Raw genomic sequence first — 17,369 nt, forward strand, 5'->3', positions numbered from 1 at the left:
GTTAGCTGTGCGCCCGGCTGCCCTCGAAAGGCTTGCATGTTTGAGAAAATCCTTGTTGCCAACCGCGGAGAGATTGCGATCCGTGCCATGCGCGCGGCTTACGAGCTCGGAGCCAAGACCGTGGCTGTGTTTCCGTTCGAGGATCGGAATTCTTTGCACCGCCTAAAAGCGGATGAGGCGTATCAGATCGGCGAGGCCGGGCATCCGGTCCGCGCGTATCTCGACGTGAGTGAAATCATCCGCGTGGCGAAGGAATGCGGCGCCGACGCCATCTATCCCGGTTACGGTTTTCTCTCGGAGAACCCCGAGCTGGCCGATGCGGCCGCCGCTGCCGGCATTACGTTCATCGGCCCGGGCGCCGACGTGCTCGAAATGGCCGGCAACAAGGTCACCGCGAAGGAGCACGCCATAGCGGCCGGCGTTCCCGTGCTGAAGTCGACGCAGCCGTCGACCGATGTTGAACTGCTGATCAGCCAGGCCGACGAGATCGGTTTTCCCATCTTTGCCAAGGCCGTCGCCGGTGGTGGCGGGCGTGGCATGCGTCGTGTCGCCAAGAAGAGCGAGCTGCGTGGAGCGCTCGAAGAGGCCATGCGTGAGGCCAACAGCGCTTTCGGCGACGCCACGATGTTCCTTGAAGCTGCGGTGCTTCGGCCCCGGCACATTGAGGTGCAGATTCTGGCGGATGCGTCCGGCGAGACGGTGCACCTGTTCGAGCGCGACTGCTCGGTGCAGCGTCGGCACCAGAAGGTCATCGAGATCGCTCCGGCGCCGAACCTGAGCGATGAGATTCGGGTGCAGCTCTACGCCGACGCGATCAAGTTCGCCCGCTCGATCGGCTACGTCAACGCCGGCACGGTCGAGTTTCTGCTCGACACCGTCGGCGAACGCGCTGGGCAGCACGTGTTCATCGAGATGAACCCGCGCATCCAGGTGGAACACACCGTGACCGAGGAGGTCACCGATGTTGACCTGGTGCAGGCCCAGATCCGCATCGCGGCGGGGGAGACCCTCGAAGAGATCGGCCTGACCCAGGGCGAGATCCGCCTGCGCGGCGCCGCCCTGCAGTGCCGCATCACCACCGAAGACCCCGCCGCCGGTTTCCGACCCGACACCGGTAAGATCACCACCTATCGCTCTCCCGGTGGCGCCGGCATCCGCTTGGACGGTGGCACGATCAACCCGGGCGCCCAGATCAGCCCGCACTTCGACTCGATGCTCGCCAAGCTCACCTGCCGCGGCCGCGACTACGCCGCCGCCGTCGTGCGGTCCAAGCGCGCGCTGGCGGAGTTCCGCATTCGGGGCGTCTCCACGAACATTTCGTTCCTGCAGGCCGTGCTCGACGACCCCGACTTCGCCGCCGGTGACCTGAGCACCTCGTTCATCGACGAGCGTCCGGAGCTGCTGCGCGGCCGGGAGTCCAAGGACCGCGGCACCAAGATTCTCAACTGGCTGGCCGAGGTCACCGTCAATCAGCCCAACGGCGCGCCGCCCACCACGGTGCACCCGCGCGACAAACTGCCCGAGCTCGACATCACCCAGCCGGCCCCGGACGGCTCACGCCAGAAGCTGCAGCTGCTCGGCCCGACCAAGTTCGCCGCCGACCTGCGCGGGCAGACCGCACTCGCTGTCACCGACACGACGTTCCGGGATGCCCACCAGTCGCTGCTCGCGACGCGGGTGCGCACCAAGGACCTCGTCGCTGTCGCCCCGTATGTGGCCCGGCTGACCCCGCAGCTGCTGTCGGTCGAAGCGTGGGGCGGCGCCACCTACGACGTGGCACTGCGTTTTCTCGGCGAGGACCCGTGGGAGCGCCTTGCGAGCCTGCGCGAAGCCCTGCCGAACATTAACCTTCAGATGCTGCTGCGCGGCCGCAACACCGTCGGCTACACCCCGTATCCGACGGAGGTGACCGACGCGTTCGTTCGGGAGGCCACCGCCACCGGTGTGGACATCTTCCGCATCTTCGACGCCCTCAACGACGTGTCGCAGATGCGTCCGGCGATCGACGCGGTGCTGAACACCGGCACCGCCCTGGCCGAGGTCGCCGTCTGCTACACCGGCGACCTGCTCGACCCGGCCGAGAACCTCTACACCCTCGACTACTACCTGCGCCTGGCCGAGCAGATCGTCGCCAGCGGCGCGCACGTGATCGGCATCAAGGACATGGCCGGGCTGCTCCGTCCGAGCGCCGCCGAGAAGCTCGTTAGCGCGTTCCGTGAACGGTTCGACCTGCCCGTGCACGTGCACACCCATGACACCCCGGGCGGCCAGCTCGCGACGCTGCTCGCCGCGGCGCGCGCCGGTGCGGACGCCGTGGACGTGGCATCCGCTCCGATGGCGGGCACGACCAGCCAGCCGTCGGCATCCTCTCTCGTCGCCGCCCTCGCCCATACCGAACGCGACACCGGCATTTCGCTCAAGGCCACGACCGATCTCGAGCCGTACTGGGAAGCCGTGCGCACCCTGTACCGCCCGTTCGAATCGGGCCTGTCCGCCCCGACCGGCCGGGTGTACTCGCATGAAATTCCGGGCGGGCAGCTGTCGAACCTGCGCACCCAGGCCGTTGCCCTCGGCCTGGCCGACCACTTCGAACTGATCGAAGACATGTACACCGCAGCGAACACCATCCTCGGCCGGGTGCCCAAGGTCACCCCGTCGTCGAAGGTCGTCGGTGACCTCGCCCTCTACCTCGCCGCGGTGAAGGCCGACCCGGCCGACTTCGAGCAAAACCCGGACAAGTACGACGTGCCGGACTCCGTGATCGGATTCATGGCCGGGGAACTCGGCGAGCTGCCCGGCGGCTGGCCGGAGCCCTTCCGTACCAAGGTGCTCGCTGGACGCAACGTGCGCGTCGGCGTCACCGAGATCACCGCGGGGGAGCGCACCGCGCTCGAAGCCACGAGCGCCGAACGTCGCTCGATGCTCAACCAACTGCTGTTCCCGGCGCCGACCCGCCAGTTCGAACAGGTCAAGGAGACCTACGGTGACCTCTCGGTCATCGACACGCTCGATTATCTCTACGGCCTGCATCAGGGCCAGGAACACGCCGTCGAGATTGAAAAGGGCGTTCGCCTGTACGTCGGCCTCGAAGCCATCGGTGAAGCCGACGAGAAGGGCATGCGCACCGTCATGACCATCCTCAACGGCCAGCTGCGCCCCGTCTTCGTGCGTGACACGAGCATTACCGTGCAGACTAAAATCGCCGAGAAAGCGGATGCCAACCAGCCCGGCCAGATCGCCGCGCCCTTCTCCGGCGTGGTCACCCTGCAGGTCGAAGAAGGTGCCCAGGTCGAAGCCGGCCAGAGCGTCGCGTCGATCGAAGCCATGAAAATGGAAGCCGCGATCACCTCGCCGATCGCCGGAACCATCGAGCGGGTCGCCATCCCGCTCACCCAGCAGGTCGATGCCGGCGATCTGCTCGTGGTGGTGTGTCCACGCTAAGATTAGGGCCGTTATCGATCAGTTGAGGATGTGCCGTGCCAGACAAACGTACTGACGACCAGAGCGCGCCCGCGCGCCCCGTGTCGGCCACCGCCAAACGAACCCGGGACGAGCATCGCGGTACCGATGACCGCGGCGACGAGTACCACAGCGAGCTGCCACCGCACACGATCGACAACCTCGCAGCCTCCCTGCCCGAGAGTTTGAGCGTTTCCATCGACGTGCCCGCCGCCCCGCGGCGGGCCGTCGCCGCGGGGGGACTGAGCACCTCCGTCGAAAACGCCCGCGCCCTGCCGACCCCGGCCACCCACACCGTCGAAATCAACACGCCGGCCCCGGCCAGGGCAGCTGGCGCCAGTTCCGCCATCGAATCGCTTTCCAGAACGGATGCCGCCGCGTCGGTTCAGCGCGATCGCATCCGCTCCGAAAACAGCTCAGCCCCCGAGTCGGCGGCCATGCTGACCTCGGATCGCCTGCTCACTGTGAACCGCAAGACCCGCAAGGCGCCGCAGGGCGCCTGGCCGGAATTCATCTACGCGCTCTCGCTGCACCTGGTCAATCTCGGCGACTCGCCCAAGGTGCGCGCCTACAAGGAGATGGATGAGCGCATTCGTCGCAAGTTCGAAGGCGGCACCCGGTTCGTGCCGATCCTTACCCGCAAGGGCGGCGTCGGCAAGACCACCGTCACGACGCTGCTCGGCATGGCGCTGGCCGACGCTCGCGACGACCGCATTATCGCGATCGACGCCAACCCCGACCGCGGAACGCTCTCCGAACGCGTGAGCAAGCAGACCCGCTCGACCGTGCGCGATGTCGTCTCGAAGGCCGCATCGATCGGTAACTTCACCGATTTCTCCACGCTCGTCTCGCGCGATGAAACCCGCCTCGACATTCTTGCTTCGGACACCGACCCGCTGCTCTCCGAAGCCTTCGATGAGAACGACTACAACGTCGTCGCCGACCTGGCCGCGCGTTACTACTCGATCGCCCTCACCGACTGCGGCACCGGCATTGTGCACTCGGTCATGCGCGCCACCCTGCAGCGGGCCGACTCAATCGTCATCGTCTCCGGCGGAAGCGTCGACGAGGCGCGTCTGGCCTCCGAGACCTTGACCTGGCTCGAAGCGAACGGCTACGGCGACCTCGTGCGCAACGCGATCGTCGCGCTCAACACTGCCACGCAGGGCACCAACCTGGTGCGCCTCGAAGAGATCGAGTCGCACTTCCGCTCGCGGGTGCGGGAAATCGTGCGCATTCCCTACGACCCGCAGCTCGCCGCCGGCAGCGTCGTGTCCTACAAGGACCTCAGGCCGATCACTCGGCTGGCAGCGCGCACCCTGGCCGAGCTCGTCGTCGAGGGTCTCCCCGCCGACCGCAGCGCCTAACCCGACCCGCACAGGGGATACGCTGAATCCGCTTGAACCAGTCGTGCCCTCCTGCTCAACCTGCCTCATCCGCTCACCCCGAGGAGTGTCCCCGTGCCCGAACGTCAGATCCGTCTCTTCGGGGATCCGGTGCTGAAGACCGTCTCCGACCCCATCGACGGAATCGACGACCGCGTTCGCGGCCTCGTGCGCGACCTGGTCGACAGCGTGCGCCTACCCGGCCGGGCCGGCGTCGCCGCCTCCCAGATCGGTGTCAACCTGCGCGCCTTCAGTTACAACGTCGACGGCGACATCGGCTACATCCTCAATCCCACCGTCGTCGAACTCTCCGGCGAACCCGACTTGGTGGACGAGGGCTGCCTGTCCGTTCCGGGCCTCTGGTACCCCACCAAGCGCTACCCCTTCGCCCGGGTGACCGGAATCGACCTCGACAATAACCCGGTCGAGCTCTCCGGCACCGGAATTATGGCGCAGGCGCTGCAGCACGAGACCGATCACCTCGATGGCTTTCTCTACATCGACCGTCTCGACAAGGAAAACCGGCGAGCCGCGATGAGGGAAATCCGCGAGTCCAGCTGGTTCTAGCCCCCATTCCCTTCCGCCACCTCCGAGCGTGAATGTTCGGCACTGAGCCGGCACGGGCGAAGCCTCGCGCCGGCAATCAAATAAGGGAACGGGGTAAGTAATCCGCGGGGTTGCGAGTTCAAGGTTTGAGCGAGGAGCGGAGTGCTTCCCCGGGCCCGGCCCGCCAGAAACCGCACTGAGCCCGACCCACGCGGGCCGGGCCCAATCTCGAACTACTCCCGCAGCGAGATTCCTTCAGTCACCGGCGCGTTCGAGTACATCGTGTCGATCTCCTGAGCGAAGTCGCGCAGAATGATGTTGCGCTTGATGCTCATCTTCGGCGTCAGGTGCCCGCTGTCCTCGGTGAGCTCGACCGAAAGCAGCGTGAACTTGCGTATCGATTCCGCCCGCGACACACCCTCATTGGCATGGTCGACCGCGCGCTGAATTTCGGCGAGCACGGTTTTATTGACGGATGCCTGTTCCAGCGTCATTCCGGCATCCTCTTGATGGTTGTTCAGCCAGACCGGCAGCATGTCGGGGTCGAGGGTGATGAGCGCTCCGATGAAGGGCTTCTGGTCACCGACGACGATCACCTGTCCGACCAACGGGTTCGCCCGGATCGGGTCTTCGAGGGCGGCCGGAGCGACGTTCTTGCCGCCGGCCGTGACGATGATCTCCTTCTTGCGCCCGGTTATGGTGAGAAAGCCATCGGCGTCGAAGTCGCCGATGTCGCCCGTTTTGAGCCAGCCGTCGTCGAAGGTGTCTGCCGTGGCCTGCGGGTTCTTCCAGTATTCCTTGAAGACGTTGACGCCCTTGACTTCGATCTCACCGTCGTCCATGACGCGCACTGAAACGCCGGGCAGTGGCGGTCCGACCGTGCCGATTTTGGCCCGAGTGGCCAGGCCAACGTTGGCGGGGGCGGTCGTTTCGGTCAGTCCGTAACCCTCGAGAATGACGATGCCGAGGCTCTTGAAGAAGTGGCCGAGGTGGGCGCCGAGCGGGGCCGAACCGGAGACCGCCCAGACGACCTTTCCGCCCATGGCAGCGCGCAGCTTGCTGTAGACGAGCTTGTCGAACAGGGCGAACTTGATCTTCATGCCGAGCGGAATCGACGTTCCCGCCTGTACGAGCTTGGAATGCTCGACGGCGACGTGGGCTGCGGAATCGAAGATCTTGCCCTTGCCACCGGCAACGGCCTTCTGCTGGGCCGAGTTGTAGACCTTTTCAAACACCCGCGGCACGGCGAGCAGAAAGGTCGGCTGGAAGCTGCCCAGCGCCGCCAGGAGGGTTTTGGTGTCGGCCTGGTGTCCCACGCGCACCCCGGCGTGCACGCACAGCACCGAAATGAAACGCGCGAAGACGTGGGCGGTCGTGATGAAGAGGAGGGTTGAGGCGCCCTCCGGGTGCACCAACACCTCTTTGAGTGCGACCGCTGCATTGCGGCTGGTCTCGAGGAAGTTGGCGTGGGTGAGGACGCAGCCCTTGGGCTTGCCGGTCGAGCCGGATGTGTAGATCAAGGTGGCCATGTCATCGCCGACAGCGAGGTTGCGGCGGCGTTCGATTTCGGCGTCGGTGACGTTGACACCCCCGGCTACGAGCTTGTCCAGGTCGCCCAGGTTGATCTGCCAGACCGAACGGATGTCGCTGAGTTCCGGATGAACTTCATCGAATCGGGCGAAATGATCGGCGGTCTCGACGATGACGGACGTGGCGCCCGAGTCGCTGAGGTTCCACTGCACCTGGCTGGGCGAACTGGTCTCGTAGACCGGAACCAGAATCGCCCCGGCAAACCAGACCGCGAAGTCGATCAGGGTCCACTCGTAGCGCGTCTTGCAGATCAATCCAATCTTGTCACCTGGCTCAATGCCGGCGGCGACGAGGCCCTTGGCCAGCGCCACGACCTGGGCGTGGAATTCCTTCGTGGTGACGGGAAGCCACTGGCCGTTGCGCGGCAGAGAGAACAGAACGAGGTCTGGAGTCGCAGCGAGGCGGTCCATCAGGAGGTCGGTGATGTTGGCGCCAGGATCGGCGGGAACAACGGCGGGCATATCAAACTGTTTCACGGCAACTCCTTTGGTACCGGCTGAACGTGCCAACTGCCCAGCGCCTAAGAATTCTTAGGGTGAGCGGGTGTTTCGTCCAGCGGCAAACTGGTTTACTACACTCTAGAGGGTGTCCTGCACAGCCGCCCGGCTGACAGGCACCGCTTCCCAAATGCCCCAAACGAAAGGTGCCCCGTGCACGCCATAGGTATCGATATCGGGGGCACCAAGATCGCCGGAGCGCTCGTCGACGAAGCGGGCACGATCATCCGCTCTGAGCGCACGCCGACCACCCCCGGCAACCCGCGCGAAATTGAAGACGCCGTCGTGGCCATGATTCAGAGCCTGTCCGAGGGCGAGAACATCGTCGCTGCCGGCGTTGCAGCGGCCGGGTTCATCGATTCTGCCCAGTCGACCGTGTATTACGCGCCGAACATCAGTTGGCGTAACGAACCGTTCCGCGACAAGCTCGAGGCGCGCCTGGACCTGCCCATCATCATCGAGAACGACGCCAATGCCGCCGGCTGGGCCGAATTTCGCTTCGGCGCCGGACGTGCCTACACCGACATGGTCACCCTCACGATCGGCACAGGGGTGGGCGGTGCGATCGTGACCAACAACGCACTGTTTCGCGGTGGATTCGGCGCCGGCGCTGAACTCGGCCACCTGCGCGTCGTTCCCGACGGTCTGGCCTGCGGCTGTGGCGCCCACGGTTGCCTCGAGCAGTACGGCTCCGGCCGGGCACTGCTGCGCATCGCCAATGATTTTGCGGATGCCGGCGGCATCGGCCTCGGCTTGGCTGCTGCCCGCGAGCGGCGCGGCAAACTCACCGGCAAAGAGGTCGGACGGCTGATTCAGGACGGCGACGGCGGAGCCATCGCGGCTCTGCGCCAGCTCGGCGGCGCGCTCGGGCAAGGCTGTGCGAGTCTGGGCGCTGTGCTCGACCCGCAGGTCTTCGTGTTCGGCGGGGGAGTCGCTGCCGCCGGCGAGCTGCTCCTCGAGCCGATCCGGGCGGCCTACCTCGAACACCTTCCGGCCCGCGGGTATCACCCGGAGGCCGAGTTCGCCATCGCCCAGCTAGTCAACGACGCCGGCGTCGTCGGTGCGGCAGACCTAGCCCGACTGCACGCCGTGCGCTGAGTGGGCGTTGAGGGGGCGCTCAGCGGGCCTGGCGCGCGGGTGCGGGAGACCGCGGCGGTGACCGGTCTGGTCTGGCCGCGCGCGGCATCCGCTTGGATAGCGCAGGCGGACTAAGCTTTCACAGCAGGATGAAGGAGTGCGAATGTTCTATTGGATCATGAAGAACATCGTCATTGGCCCGCTGCTGCTCTCGCTGTTTCGCCCCTGGATCATCGGTCTGGACCACATTCCGAAGACCGGCCCGGTCATTCTGGCTAGCAACCACCTGTCGTTCATCGACTCGGTTTTTTTGCCGCTCGTCGTGCCGCGCCGCGTGGCTTTCCTGGCCAAAAGCGACTATTTCACCGGCAAGGGGCTCAAGGGCTGGGCAACGCGGCAGTTTTTGACCGCGGCCGGGCAGCTGCCGATTGACCGCTCCGGCGGCAAGGCCTCCGAAGACTCGCTCAATACCGGCTTGCGTGTCCTACGGGATGGCCGAATTCTCGGCATCTACCCAGAGGGCACCCGCAGCCCGGACGCCCGCCTGTATCGGGGACGCACCGGTGTGGCACGCATGGTGCTCGAGTCGGGCGTCACGGTCATTCCGGTCGCCATGATCGACACCGAGAAGGCCATGCCCACCGGAACTCGCATTCCCCGGGTGCGCCGAATCGGAATCGTGATCGGCAAACCGCTCGATTTTTCCCGGTTCGAGGGCATGGAGGGCGACCGGTTCGTGCTGCGCAGCGTCACCGATGAGCTCATGTACGAGCTGCGGCAGCTGAGCACGCAGGAGTACGTGGACGTCTACGCATCCTCCGTCAAAGAGAAGCGGGCCAGTCTTTCGCGATAGGCTGACAGAAGTGCTGTCTGCGCCGTGCGCGTTACAGCACCTCATCCATTTCGTAGCCGGCGCGCGTTACCGGTCCAGCAGAGAAAACAGGAACTATCCCGTGGTAGACCCCACCGAGCCCATTGTTGCCGCAGAAGCCTCTGTCATCACGGGTCTCGACCACTGGCGCACCCTGCCGATCAAGCAGCAGCCGACCTGGCCGGACGCCGACAAGGTGGCTGCGGCATCCGCCGAATTGGCGACGCAACCGCCGCTGGTCTTCGCCGGTGAGGTCGACATTTTGCGTGACCGGCTCGCGCAGGCCGCCGGCGGGCAGGGATTTCTGCTGCAGGGCGGCGACTGTGCCGAAACGTTCAGCGGCGCCACCGCCGACCAGATCCGCAATCGGGTGAAGACCGTGCTGCAGATGGCGGTCGTACTCACCTACGGCGCATCGATGCCCGTGATCAAGATGGGGCGGATGGCTGGCCAGTTCGCCAAGCCGCGCTCGAGCGACTTCGAAACCCGCGGTGACGTGACCCTGCCCGCCTACCGCGGCGATATCGTCAACGGCTACCCGTTCACCCCCGAATCGCGCGAAGCCGACCCCGACCGGCTCGTCAAGGCGTACCACACGGCAGCATCCACTCTCAATCTGATTCGCGCGTTCACGCAGGGTGGCTTCGCCGACCTGCGTCAGGTGCACAGCTGGAACCAGGGTTTCGCCAAGAACCCGGCCAACCAGCGCTACGAGGGCCTGGCCAAGGACATCGACCGCGCCATTAAGTTCATGATCGCCTGTGGCGCCGACTTCGAAGCCATGCGCCGCACCGAGTTCTACACCAGCCACGAAGGCCTGTTGATGGACTACGAGCGCCCGATGACGCGCATCGACTCCCGCACCGGTACGCCGTACAACACCTCGGCCCACTTCATCTGGATCGGGGAACGCACCCGCGATCTCGTCGGCGCCCACGTCGACTTCCTCTCCCGGGTGCGCAACCCGATCGGGGTCAAGCTCGGCCCGACCACGTCGGCCGACGACATGCTGCGCCTGGTCGACAAGCTTGACCCGAACCGGGAGCCTGGCCGCCTCACCTTCATCACCCGCATGGGTGCCGGCAAAGTGCGCGATGCCCTGCCGCCGCTGCTCGAGGCGATCAAGGCGAGCGAGGCGACGCCGCTCTGGGTGACCGACCCGATGCACGGCAACGGTGTCACCACTCCGACCGGCTACAAGACGCGTCGGTTCGACGATGTCGTCGACGAGGTCAAGGGCTTCTTCGAGGCGCATCGGGCCGTCGGAACCCACCCCGGTGGAATCCACGTCGAACTTACCGGCGACGACGTCACCGAGTGCCTCGGCGGCTCCGAGCACATCGACGAGGCCGCCCTGGCGACCCGCTACGAGTCGCTCTGCGACCCGCGCCTGAACCACATGCAGTCCCTCGAGCTTGCCTTCCTGGTGGCCGAGGAGCTAGCCGCTCGCTAGCCTCTTCTTATCGACCGGGCCCGGGCCCGCAAAGCGGGCCCATGATCAATCGTGGGCCCGCTTTCACAAGGTGGGCCCAGTGAGCAGATGCCTGCATCCGCGTTCCTAGCGCGGCCCGCGTCGGAGACGGGTCATCCGCTCCCCGCTCAAACATTGAGGTGTTCCGGGGCATTGCGCGAAAAGCGTGCGCAACGCCCCGGAACACCTCAAAACTCGCAACTCCGCGAACAACCCGCCTCCGCCGCTTCCGCACAGCCGCTCTGAAGCCAGGGGTTTCGTCGAGCCGTGAGTTTTCGAGGCAGAGCCTTGTCGAGGTGTGAGTTTTGATCGTTTCAACGGCCGAAACTGGCCCGAAACTCACGCCTCGGTGTTCAAAACTCACGGGTCGGCGAGCGGATGCCGCTCCCCGCGACCATCCGCGCCCCTTTAACGACGTCACTTGCCCCGGAAAGATCGGGGCCATATGGTCTCGTATTTGGCTGCGCTTTGCACTGGAGCCAGCAAACCTCAGGTCAGCGACGCTACGCGAGCTCGCCGGTCAGTCTGATTGTGGTTCCCCTTACCGCGGACGTACCAGCCGGAGGGTCGGTTGCCTTTATGACAATGGAGAATCCAGGTACGTCCCATAGTGCGCTGTAGTCGAGTTTGAATCCCAGTGCGCTGAGAGTGGCTTTGCCATCAGCCCAAGTCATACCCACGACGTTGGGCACGATGACCGGCTCGGGGCCGCGTGAGATTACGAGGGTGAGCGTGGCGCCCTCGCGAATCGTGCCCTCGGGAACCTGCGCGGTGATGACGTCGCCCTCGGCCACGGTGTCGCTGTAGGTCTGCTCGCCCGAGACGACGAGCAAGTTCTTTCCGGCCAGAATATCGGTGGCCTCGGCCACGGTCTTGCCATCGACGTTTGGAATCGCCCCGAGCGACACGACGAGGTTCACGGTCAGGCCTTCGAAATACTCGCCACCGGCCGAGACATCGGCACCGTCGGTTTCCTTGCTCGCGGCCACGACGGTGCCCTCGGGCACGTCACCGTTGAAGACCGGGTCGATGCTGCCGACCACGGCCTTCAAATCGGTGATCAGAGCGGATGCCGCCTCCTGCGTAACGCCGGCCAGCGTGGGCAGCGTGATCGGTTGCAGGCCCTGGGAGACGATGACCGTGACGGGACTGTCCTGGGGCACCCGGCTGCCGGCATCCGGATCGGTGCCGATGACGATCCCCTCGGCGACCGTGGCGCTGAAGGCACCACCGAGCTCGGGCTGGAGGCCGAGTTCAGTCAATTCAGCCGAGGCTGTTTCGGGGGAGGCCGACGCGAAATCGGGCAGCATCACGTCGGAGCCCGGGCCGGAGCCAAAGTACCAGCCGGTGCCGCCGAATGCCGCAGCGAGGAGAACGACGAGGGCGAACAGCCAGAATCCGCGGCGTTTGCGCTTGCAGGCCTTCTTGCCCAGCAGTTCGCGGCTGTCGGGCGGTCCCACCGGGCCGGTGCCGACCGGGTGAATGCCGAGCAGGGTTGCGGCGGGCGGTTTGGTGGGAGCGAGCTTGGGACCGAAAACCTGGGTTTCGGCATCCGCCAGAGCGTTGGCGCTGGTGCGCAGGCTCGCGGGCAGCACCATGGTCGATTGCAGGGCCAGCTCTTGGGTACCGCCACGCACGAGTGCGCTGACATCGTGCAATTGGTCGAGCATGACCCGGGCGTCGCGGGGACGATCCTCTGGATCGCGGGCGGTGGCCCAGAGCACGAGTTCATCGAGTTCGCGGGGAATTGAGTCGACCTTGCTGCTCGGCATCGGCACGGTGTCATTGGCGTGCTGATAGGCGATCTGCATCGGGGCTTCACCCACGTAGGGCTGCTCACCGGTCAGCATCTCGAACGTCATGATGCCGAGGGCGTAGATGTCGCTGCGGGCATCGGCGACGCCGCGGGTGACGAGTTCGGGGGAGAGGTAGGCGATGGTGCCGAGCAGGGCCTGACCGGTGGCCGTGTTGTTGTTGACGGCGCGAGCCAGACCGAAGTCGCTGATCTTAATGCGACCGTCGTCGGCCAGCAAGACATTCTCGGGTTTGACGTCGCGGTGCACGATGCCGGCCTTGTGGGCGGCGGCGAGCCCGCTGAGCACGGCTTCGAGAATGTCGAGGGTTTGTTCGGGGGTGAGCCGGCCGTAATCCTTGAGCAGGTCGCGCAGGGTGATGCCGGGCAGGTATTCCATGACCAGGTAGGCCATATCGGCGTCCTGGCCCTGGTCGAAGACGTTCACGACGTTCGGGTGTGCGAGCCGGGCGGCCGAGCGGGCTTCCTGAATGAAGCGGATCTTGAAGGCGCTGTCGTCGGCCAGATGGCCGTGCATGATCTTGATCGCGACGCGACGTTCCAGCCGCAAATCGGTGGCCAGGTAGACCGTGGCCATGCCGCCGCGCGCGATCCGCGAGCGCACCTGATACCGGCCGTCGATAAGACGGCCAATCATCGGGTCGGTCGAGGGAACGCTCACTCCTTGATTCTAGGTAATAGCGTGGCGACCCCGGCGCGCGGCGCGCAGGGTTCGCCGGGGAGACACCCGGTCGGGGCGCTGAATTCGGTCAACCGATTTCGACGAGCCAGGCCTGCGCCGATGTTTCCCACTTCGCGTAGTAGTCGGGGTAGGCCGAAATCTGCACTGCCTGGGCGGCCTGGGTGACGGTCATGGACTCCCAGCCGGGGATGTCGAGCAGACCGCGCGTGATGTCGGGGTTGGGGTTGGACGCGCCGCCAAAGAAAGCCAGGCTGGCCCGTACCGGGTCCATGACCTGTTCCGGGGTGCCCCAGCCGGCGCTCGGGCGCTGTTGGAACAGCCCGAGGGAATCCCGGTCGCCATAGTCGACATTGCGCAGCCCCGACTCCTGGGCGGCGGCCGCCAGCGCGATCACCAGACCGGCATTGTTCACACCCGCGCCGCGCCCCGTCGCCACGATGGTTTGGGCGTTCTGGCGCATTTCGGCGTTCATCGGCGTGACGATGCCAGCGGTGGCGCGAGTGATGGAGGCCGCGGGGGCCACGGTCACGGGCAGCGTCAGAACCTGCCCGGGGTAGATGATGCTCGACCAGCCGAGTCCGTTGGCGTCGAGCACGGCCTGCACGCTCACCCCGGCCGCATCAGCGACCGCGGTAATGGTCTCGCCCGAGGCAATCGTATGGGTGGCGGCGGCAACCGCAACCGCCGGCGCGACGTACACGGCGGCCTCCATCGCGGCAGCAGCTGCCAGCAGCACGACCTGGCCGGGGTAGATCACGCTGCTGCCGTCGAGGCCGTTGGCTCCAAGCAGGTCGGCGGTCTTCAGCCCGTGTGTGGCTGCAATGCCGCTGATCGTGTCGCCGCTCTGTACGACATAATTCGTCGAGACCGGTGCAGCGGATGCGGCCGGCGCCGCTGCCTGAGTCAGGGTCAAGACCTGGCCTGGAAAGATCAGGGCCCGGGAATCGAGACCGTTCAGTGCCAGCACGGCCGCCGTCGACAGACCGAACCGGCCAGCGATACCACTCACGGTGTCGCCGTCCACGACGGAGTACTGCGCCGGTGCGATCTGTACGGTGGCAGCGACCGACGTGGGAACGGCGGCGAGAACCGGTGTGGACTGGGCGAGCTTTGCTTTCAGTGGCTTCTTGGCGAGCGCCTGGGCTTGGGCGGGGGCTGCGAGGTTGAGGCTGATGGCCAGGGTGCTGACCAGCACAATGGGCACAGTGCGCAGGGCCTGGCGGGACCGCAGGTCTGCGGCCTTCTTCACCCGACGCTTCGTGCCGCTGGCGACAGGAGTGCCGGCACGATCAACAGCGCTCACCTCAGCAACGCTCAGCTCAATACCGGCGTGTGCAGCGCCAGTCTGCGGAACGGTGGCGCGCGGTGCGGCCGGCGCCGCGGCATCCGTTTTAGTTTGTGTTTTCACCCTGGTCGACATGGTGCTCCATTTCATTGTGTGCATCACGCTCGATGTGGACATCAAGTTCGCAGCAATGGCTGCGGTGCAGCAATCCCCACCCTGAGGTTTTCATAAATATGAGAGGGAGTCAATTGACACGGATCCGCGAATTGGCACTGATCACGATAAAAAGCTCCACAAGGTTTTGTACCGGCCCCAAAATCATGGGAAGCTACCAAGGTGAGTGATCTGCCTTCAGAGCCCGAGTGGCTTACTATTCCTGCCCTTGTCAACCTCCTCGGAATGAGCCAGAGCCGCGTGCGGCACCTGATCGACGACAAATACCTGCTGGCTATCCGGCGGGACAACGTCGTGTCGGTTCCCTCCCTGTTTCTGCGTGACGGAGCTCCCGTTCCGGAACTGCGCGGCACGCTGTTCGTGCTGGCCGATGACGGCTTCACCGACATGCAGGCCATGACCTGGCTGCTCGAGGTCGACGACAGCCTCGGCGTTGCTCCGATCGAAGCCCTCCGCGCCGGACGCAAGGCCGAGGTGCGCCGCGTCGCCCAGGCGCTCGCCTAAGCGCCTTCGGTTCGGCCCGACAGCGACCGGCGTGCGGCGCAAAATGACCTCACGATAAAACGGATGCGCCGATCACGACGGCTGCGCCGGTCAGTATGCCCGACGCGTCACGCGATCGGTCAGATCGAGCAGGGTCTGCCGGGCCGTTGCGGTGATCGGAGCGGTCTCCAGCACGTTCAGCGCTTCTGCGACCTGGGCGGCGATTAAAGTTTCGACCCGCTCGACCGCGCCGCTGGCCGTGATGAGCTCCTGAAGGGCGCGAATCTGCGCCTGATCGAGCGTCGGGTCGCCGAGCTGGGCATCCAGTGCCTGTCGATCCCGGTCGTTTAGCCGCTCCCGAGCCAGCGCGATCAGCACGGTGCGCTTGCCCTCGGTCAGGTCGTCCCCGCTCGGTTTTCCGGTCACCGCGGCATCACCGAACACCCCGAGCAGGTCGTCGCGCAACTGATAAGCCATTCCGAGCGGCAGGCCGAAGGCCCGCAGCGAGCTGAGCTGGTCGGCCGACGCTCCGGCCAGCGCGGCCCCGATCACGAGCGGAGCCTGCACGCTGTACTTGGCTGACTTGTAGACGATGACTCGCAGCGCACGGTCGAGCAGCTGCGATTCGGGCTGAGCCAGCCAGGCGCGTTCCTCGAGAATGTCGAGGTATTGCCCGGCCGTGACCTCGGTGCGCATGTGATTGAACTCAAGCCGAGCGCGCCGGGCCGACGGTCGGTCGGCGACCGCATCGAGTCCTTCGTCGAGCAGCTCGTCACTCCATCCAAGGAGCAGGTCGCCGAGCAGAATCGCCGATGCCCGTCCGAACGTGACCGGACCGCCGGACCAGCCCTCATTCTCATGCAAACTTTCGAACAGTTTGTGGGCGCTCGGCGCCCCGCGTCGGGTGTCCGAGTTGTCAATAATGTCGTCGTGCACGAGCGCGGCGGCATGAAAAATTTCCAGGGCGCTGGCCGCCGAGACGACCGCCTCGAGCGGTACCGGGGCAGTGGATGCCGCGCCTCGCCCGCTGGCTGCGGCCGCCGGTGTTTTCGCCCCCGACTGGCCTGCATTTGGGCCCGTATCGGCCACACGGACGCTCTGCGCGCCCCAGTAACAAAACTGGGCTCGAAACCGCTTTCCACCGCTGAGAAACTGCCGTGAGAAGTCTGTTAGAGGCGTCAGATCGGAGCTGATCAGGGTCACAATTGGTTCGCGGGACATGAGGAACTCGTCGATGCGAGATTGAACCAAGTCGACCAGGCGTTTGCTTTCAGGCACTCGTATAGCCTAGCCACCATGGCGGGGTTAGAATTGAGTAGTTCGACCTTACCCGGTTCGAATTTTGCAGTTCAAATTTTTCAACCCACCCGCTCGATCCCGTAACTGGAAGGGAATGAGATGCCGCTTTCGGAACAGGAGCAGCGACTCCTTGAAGAGATGGAGCGCAGCCTCTATCACAATGATGCCGACTTCGTCGCCAGCGTTGGTGCGTCGCGACTCCGCCCGAACTATCGTTCCATCGCCATCGGTGTACTCCTCGCCGTCGCGGGCATTGTCGCGCTCATTCTGGGAGTAGCCATTGCCCAGCTCTGGCTGGGCATTCTCGGCTTCATCGTGATGTTCGGTGGCGTTCTCGTCGCCGTCTCGCCCGGCAAAGCCATCCGTGGTGTTCCCGGACCGTCCGCACCCGGTCGTCGACCGGCGCAGGCCAAGTCCAACCAGGGGCTGATGGATCGCCTGAACGACCGCTGGGACCGCCGTCAAGACGGTCAGTAGCGCAAACGGTCAGTAGCGCGAATGGCCTCTAGTCACCTGAGCTGAGTCCTCCACCTAGCTTCCAGAACTCAAGAATTTGCAGCCCCAAAGGGCCGATCATCCGATCGGCCCTTTTTTTGTGCCCAAAAACCAGCAATAGGCATCCATTTTCAATGAGTGTGCTCCCTTTTCCTCCACAGCAAGTTACCAATGAATTCGGGGCAGTTTGCTGAATAAGTTCGGAAACAGGTCAGAATTCTTAGACAAGTGGTTGAAGGTGG

Annotated in this window: 12 protein-coding genes; 8 read left to right on the plus strand and 4 right to left on the minus strand. The window is 65.2% G+C overall.

Features of this window, described 5'->3' with window-relative positions; genetic code table 11:
- The first annotated feature begins 36 nt into the window (after positions 1–36).
- The 3 genes from E3T46_RS09400 (at position 37) to E3T46_RS09410 (ending at position 5,411) form a co-directional block, all read left to right on the plus strand.
- Positions 37–3,441, plus strand: a complete 3,405-nt coding sequence (locus tag E3T46_RS09400; protein ID WP_134578338.1) for a pyruvate carboxylase — start codon at positions 37–39, stop codon at positions 3,439–3,441.
- Between the two features lie 35 nt (positions 3,442–3,476).
- Complete coding sequence (locus tag E3T46_RS09405) at positions 3,477–4,826, plus strand: MinD/ParA family protein (RefSeq protein ID WP_241980572.1); 1,350 nt, start codon at positions 3,477–3,479, stop codon at positions 4,824–4,826.
- Between the two features lie 93 nt (positions 4,827–4,919).
- Entirely contained in the window at positions 4,920–5,411 is a 492-nt protein-coding gene (locus E3T46_RS09410) for a peptide deformylase (protein WP_092450571.1), read from the plus strand.
- Between the two features lie 212 nt (positions 5,412–5,623).
- Here the strand turns inward: E3T46_RS09410 and E3T46_RS09415 are convergent, their stop codons facing one another.
- The gene (locus E3T46_RS09415; RefSeq protein ID WP_134443125.1) at positions 5,624–7,456 is read right to left on the minus strand and encodes an AMP-dependent synthetase/ligase; all 1,833 of its coding nucleotides are present in this window, start codon (positions 7,454–7,456) and stop codon (positions 5,624–5,626) included.
- A gap of 174 nt (positions 7,457–7,630) precedes the next feature.
- Here E3T46_RS09415 and E3T46_RS09420 point away from each other — a divergent pair, with 174 nt between their 5' ends.
- From E3T46_RS09420 to E3T46_RS09430, 3 genes are all read left to right on the plus strand, one after another.
- Positions 7,631–8,575, plus strand: coding sequence for an ROK family glucokinase (locus E3T46_RS09420; RefSeq protein WP_134578339.1), 945 nt, complete (start codon positions 7,631–7,633; stop codon positions 8,573–8,575).
- Between the two features lie 142 nt (positions 8,576–8,717).
- Positions 8,718–9,407, plus strand: a complete 690-nt coding sequence (locus E3T46_RS09425; protein WP_092450565.1) for a lysophospholipid acyltransferase family protein — start codon at positions 8,718–8,720, stop codon at positions 9,405–9,407.
- A gap of 100 nt (positions 9,408–9,507) precedes the next feature.
- On the plus strand, positions 9,508–10,878 hold the full coding sequence (locus E3T46_RS09430) for a 3-deoxy-7-phosphoheptulonate synthase class II (protein ID WP_134578340.1): 1,371 nt from the start codon (positions 9,508–9,510) through the stop codon (positions 10,876–10,878).
- Between the two features lie 521 nt (positions 10,879–11,399).
- On the opposite strand, the gene pknB is transcribed toward E3T46_RS09430, so the two are convergent.
- Positions 11,400–13,370, minus strand: a complete 1,971-nt coding sequence (gene pknB, locus E3T46_RS09435) for a Stk1 family PASTA domain-containing Ser/Thr kinase (protein ID WP_134578341.1) — start codon at positions 13,368–13,370, stop codon at positions 11,400–11,402.
- 88 nt (positions 13,371–13,458) lie between these two features.
- Positions 13,459–14,799, minus strand: coding sequence for a LysM peptidoglycan-binding domain-containing protein (locus tag E3T46_RS09440; RefSeq protein WP_241980575.1), 1,341 nt, complete (start codon positions 14,797–14,799; stop codon positions 13,459–13,461).
- 213 nt (positions 14,800–15,012) lie between these two features.
- Between E3T46_RS09440 and E3T46_RS09445 the strand changes: the two genes are divergently transcribed.
- Positions 15,013–15,354, plus strand: coding sequence for an Rv2175c family DNA-binding protein (locus tag E3T46_RS09445; protein ID WP_134443121.1), 342 nt, complete (start codon positions 15,013–15,015; stop codon positions 15,352–15,354).
- Between the two features lie 90 nt (positions 15,355–15,444).
- Here the strand turns inward: E3T46_RS09445 and E3T46_RS09450 are convergent, their stop codons facing one another.
- Entirely contained in the window at positions 15,445–16,554 is a 1,110-nt protein-coding gene (locus tag E3T46_RS09450) for a polyprenyl synthetase family protein (RefSeq protein ID WP_347232614.1), read from the minus strand.
- A gap of 177 nt (positions 16,555–16,731) precedes the next feature.
- Here E3T46_RS09450 and E3T46_RS09455 point away from each other — a divergent pair, with 177 nt between their 5' ends.
- Positions 16,732–17,109 (plus strand): DUF3040 domain-containing protein, encoded by a 378-nt coding sequence (locus E3T46_RS09455; protein ID WP_092450553.1) that lies wholly within the window; start codon positions 16,732–16,734, stop codon positions 17,107–17,109.
- The last annotated feature ends 260 nt before the right edge of the window (positions 17,110–17,369 follow it).

This window comes from Cryobacterium sp. Hh11, assembly GCF_004404045.1.
Taxonomy (GTDB): domain Bacteria; phylum Actinomycetota; class Actinomycetes; order Actinomycetales; family Microbacteriaceae; genus Cryobacterium; species Cryobacterium levicorallinum.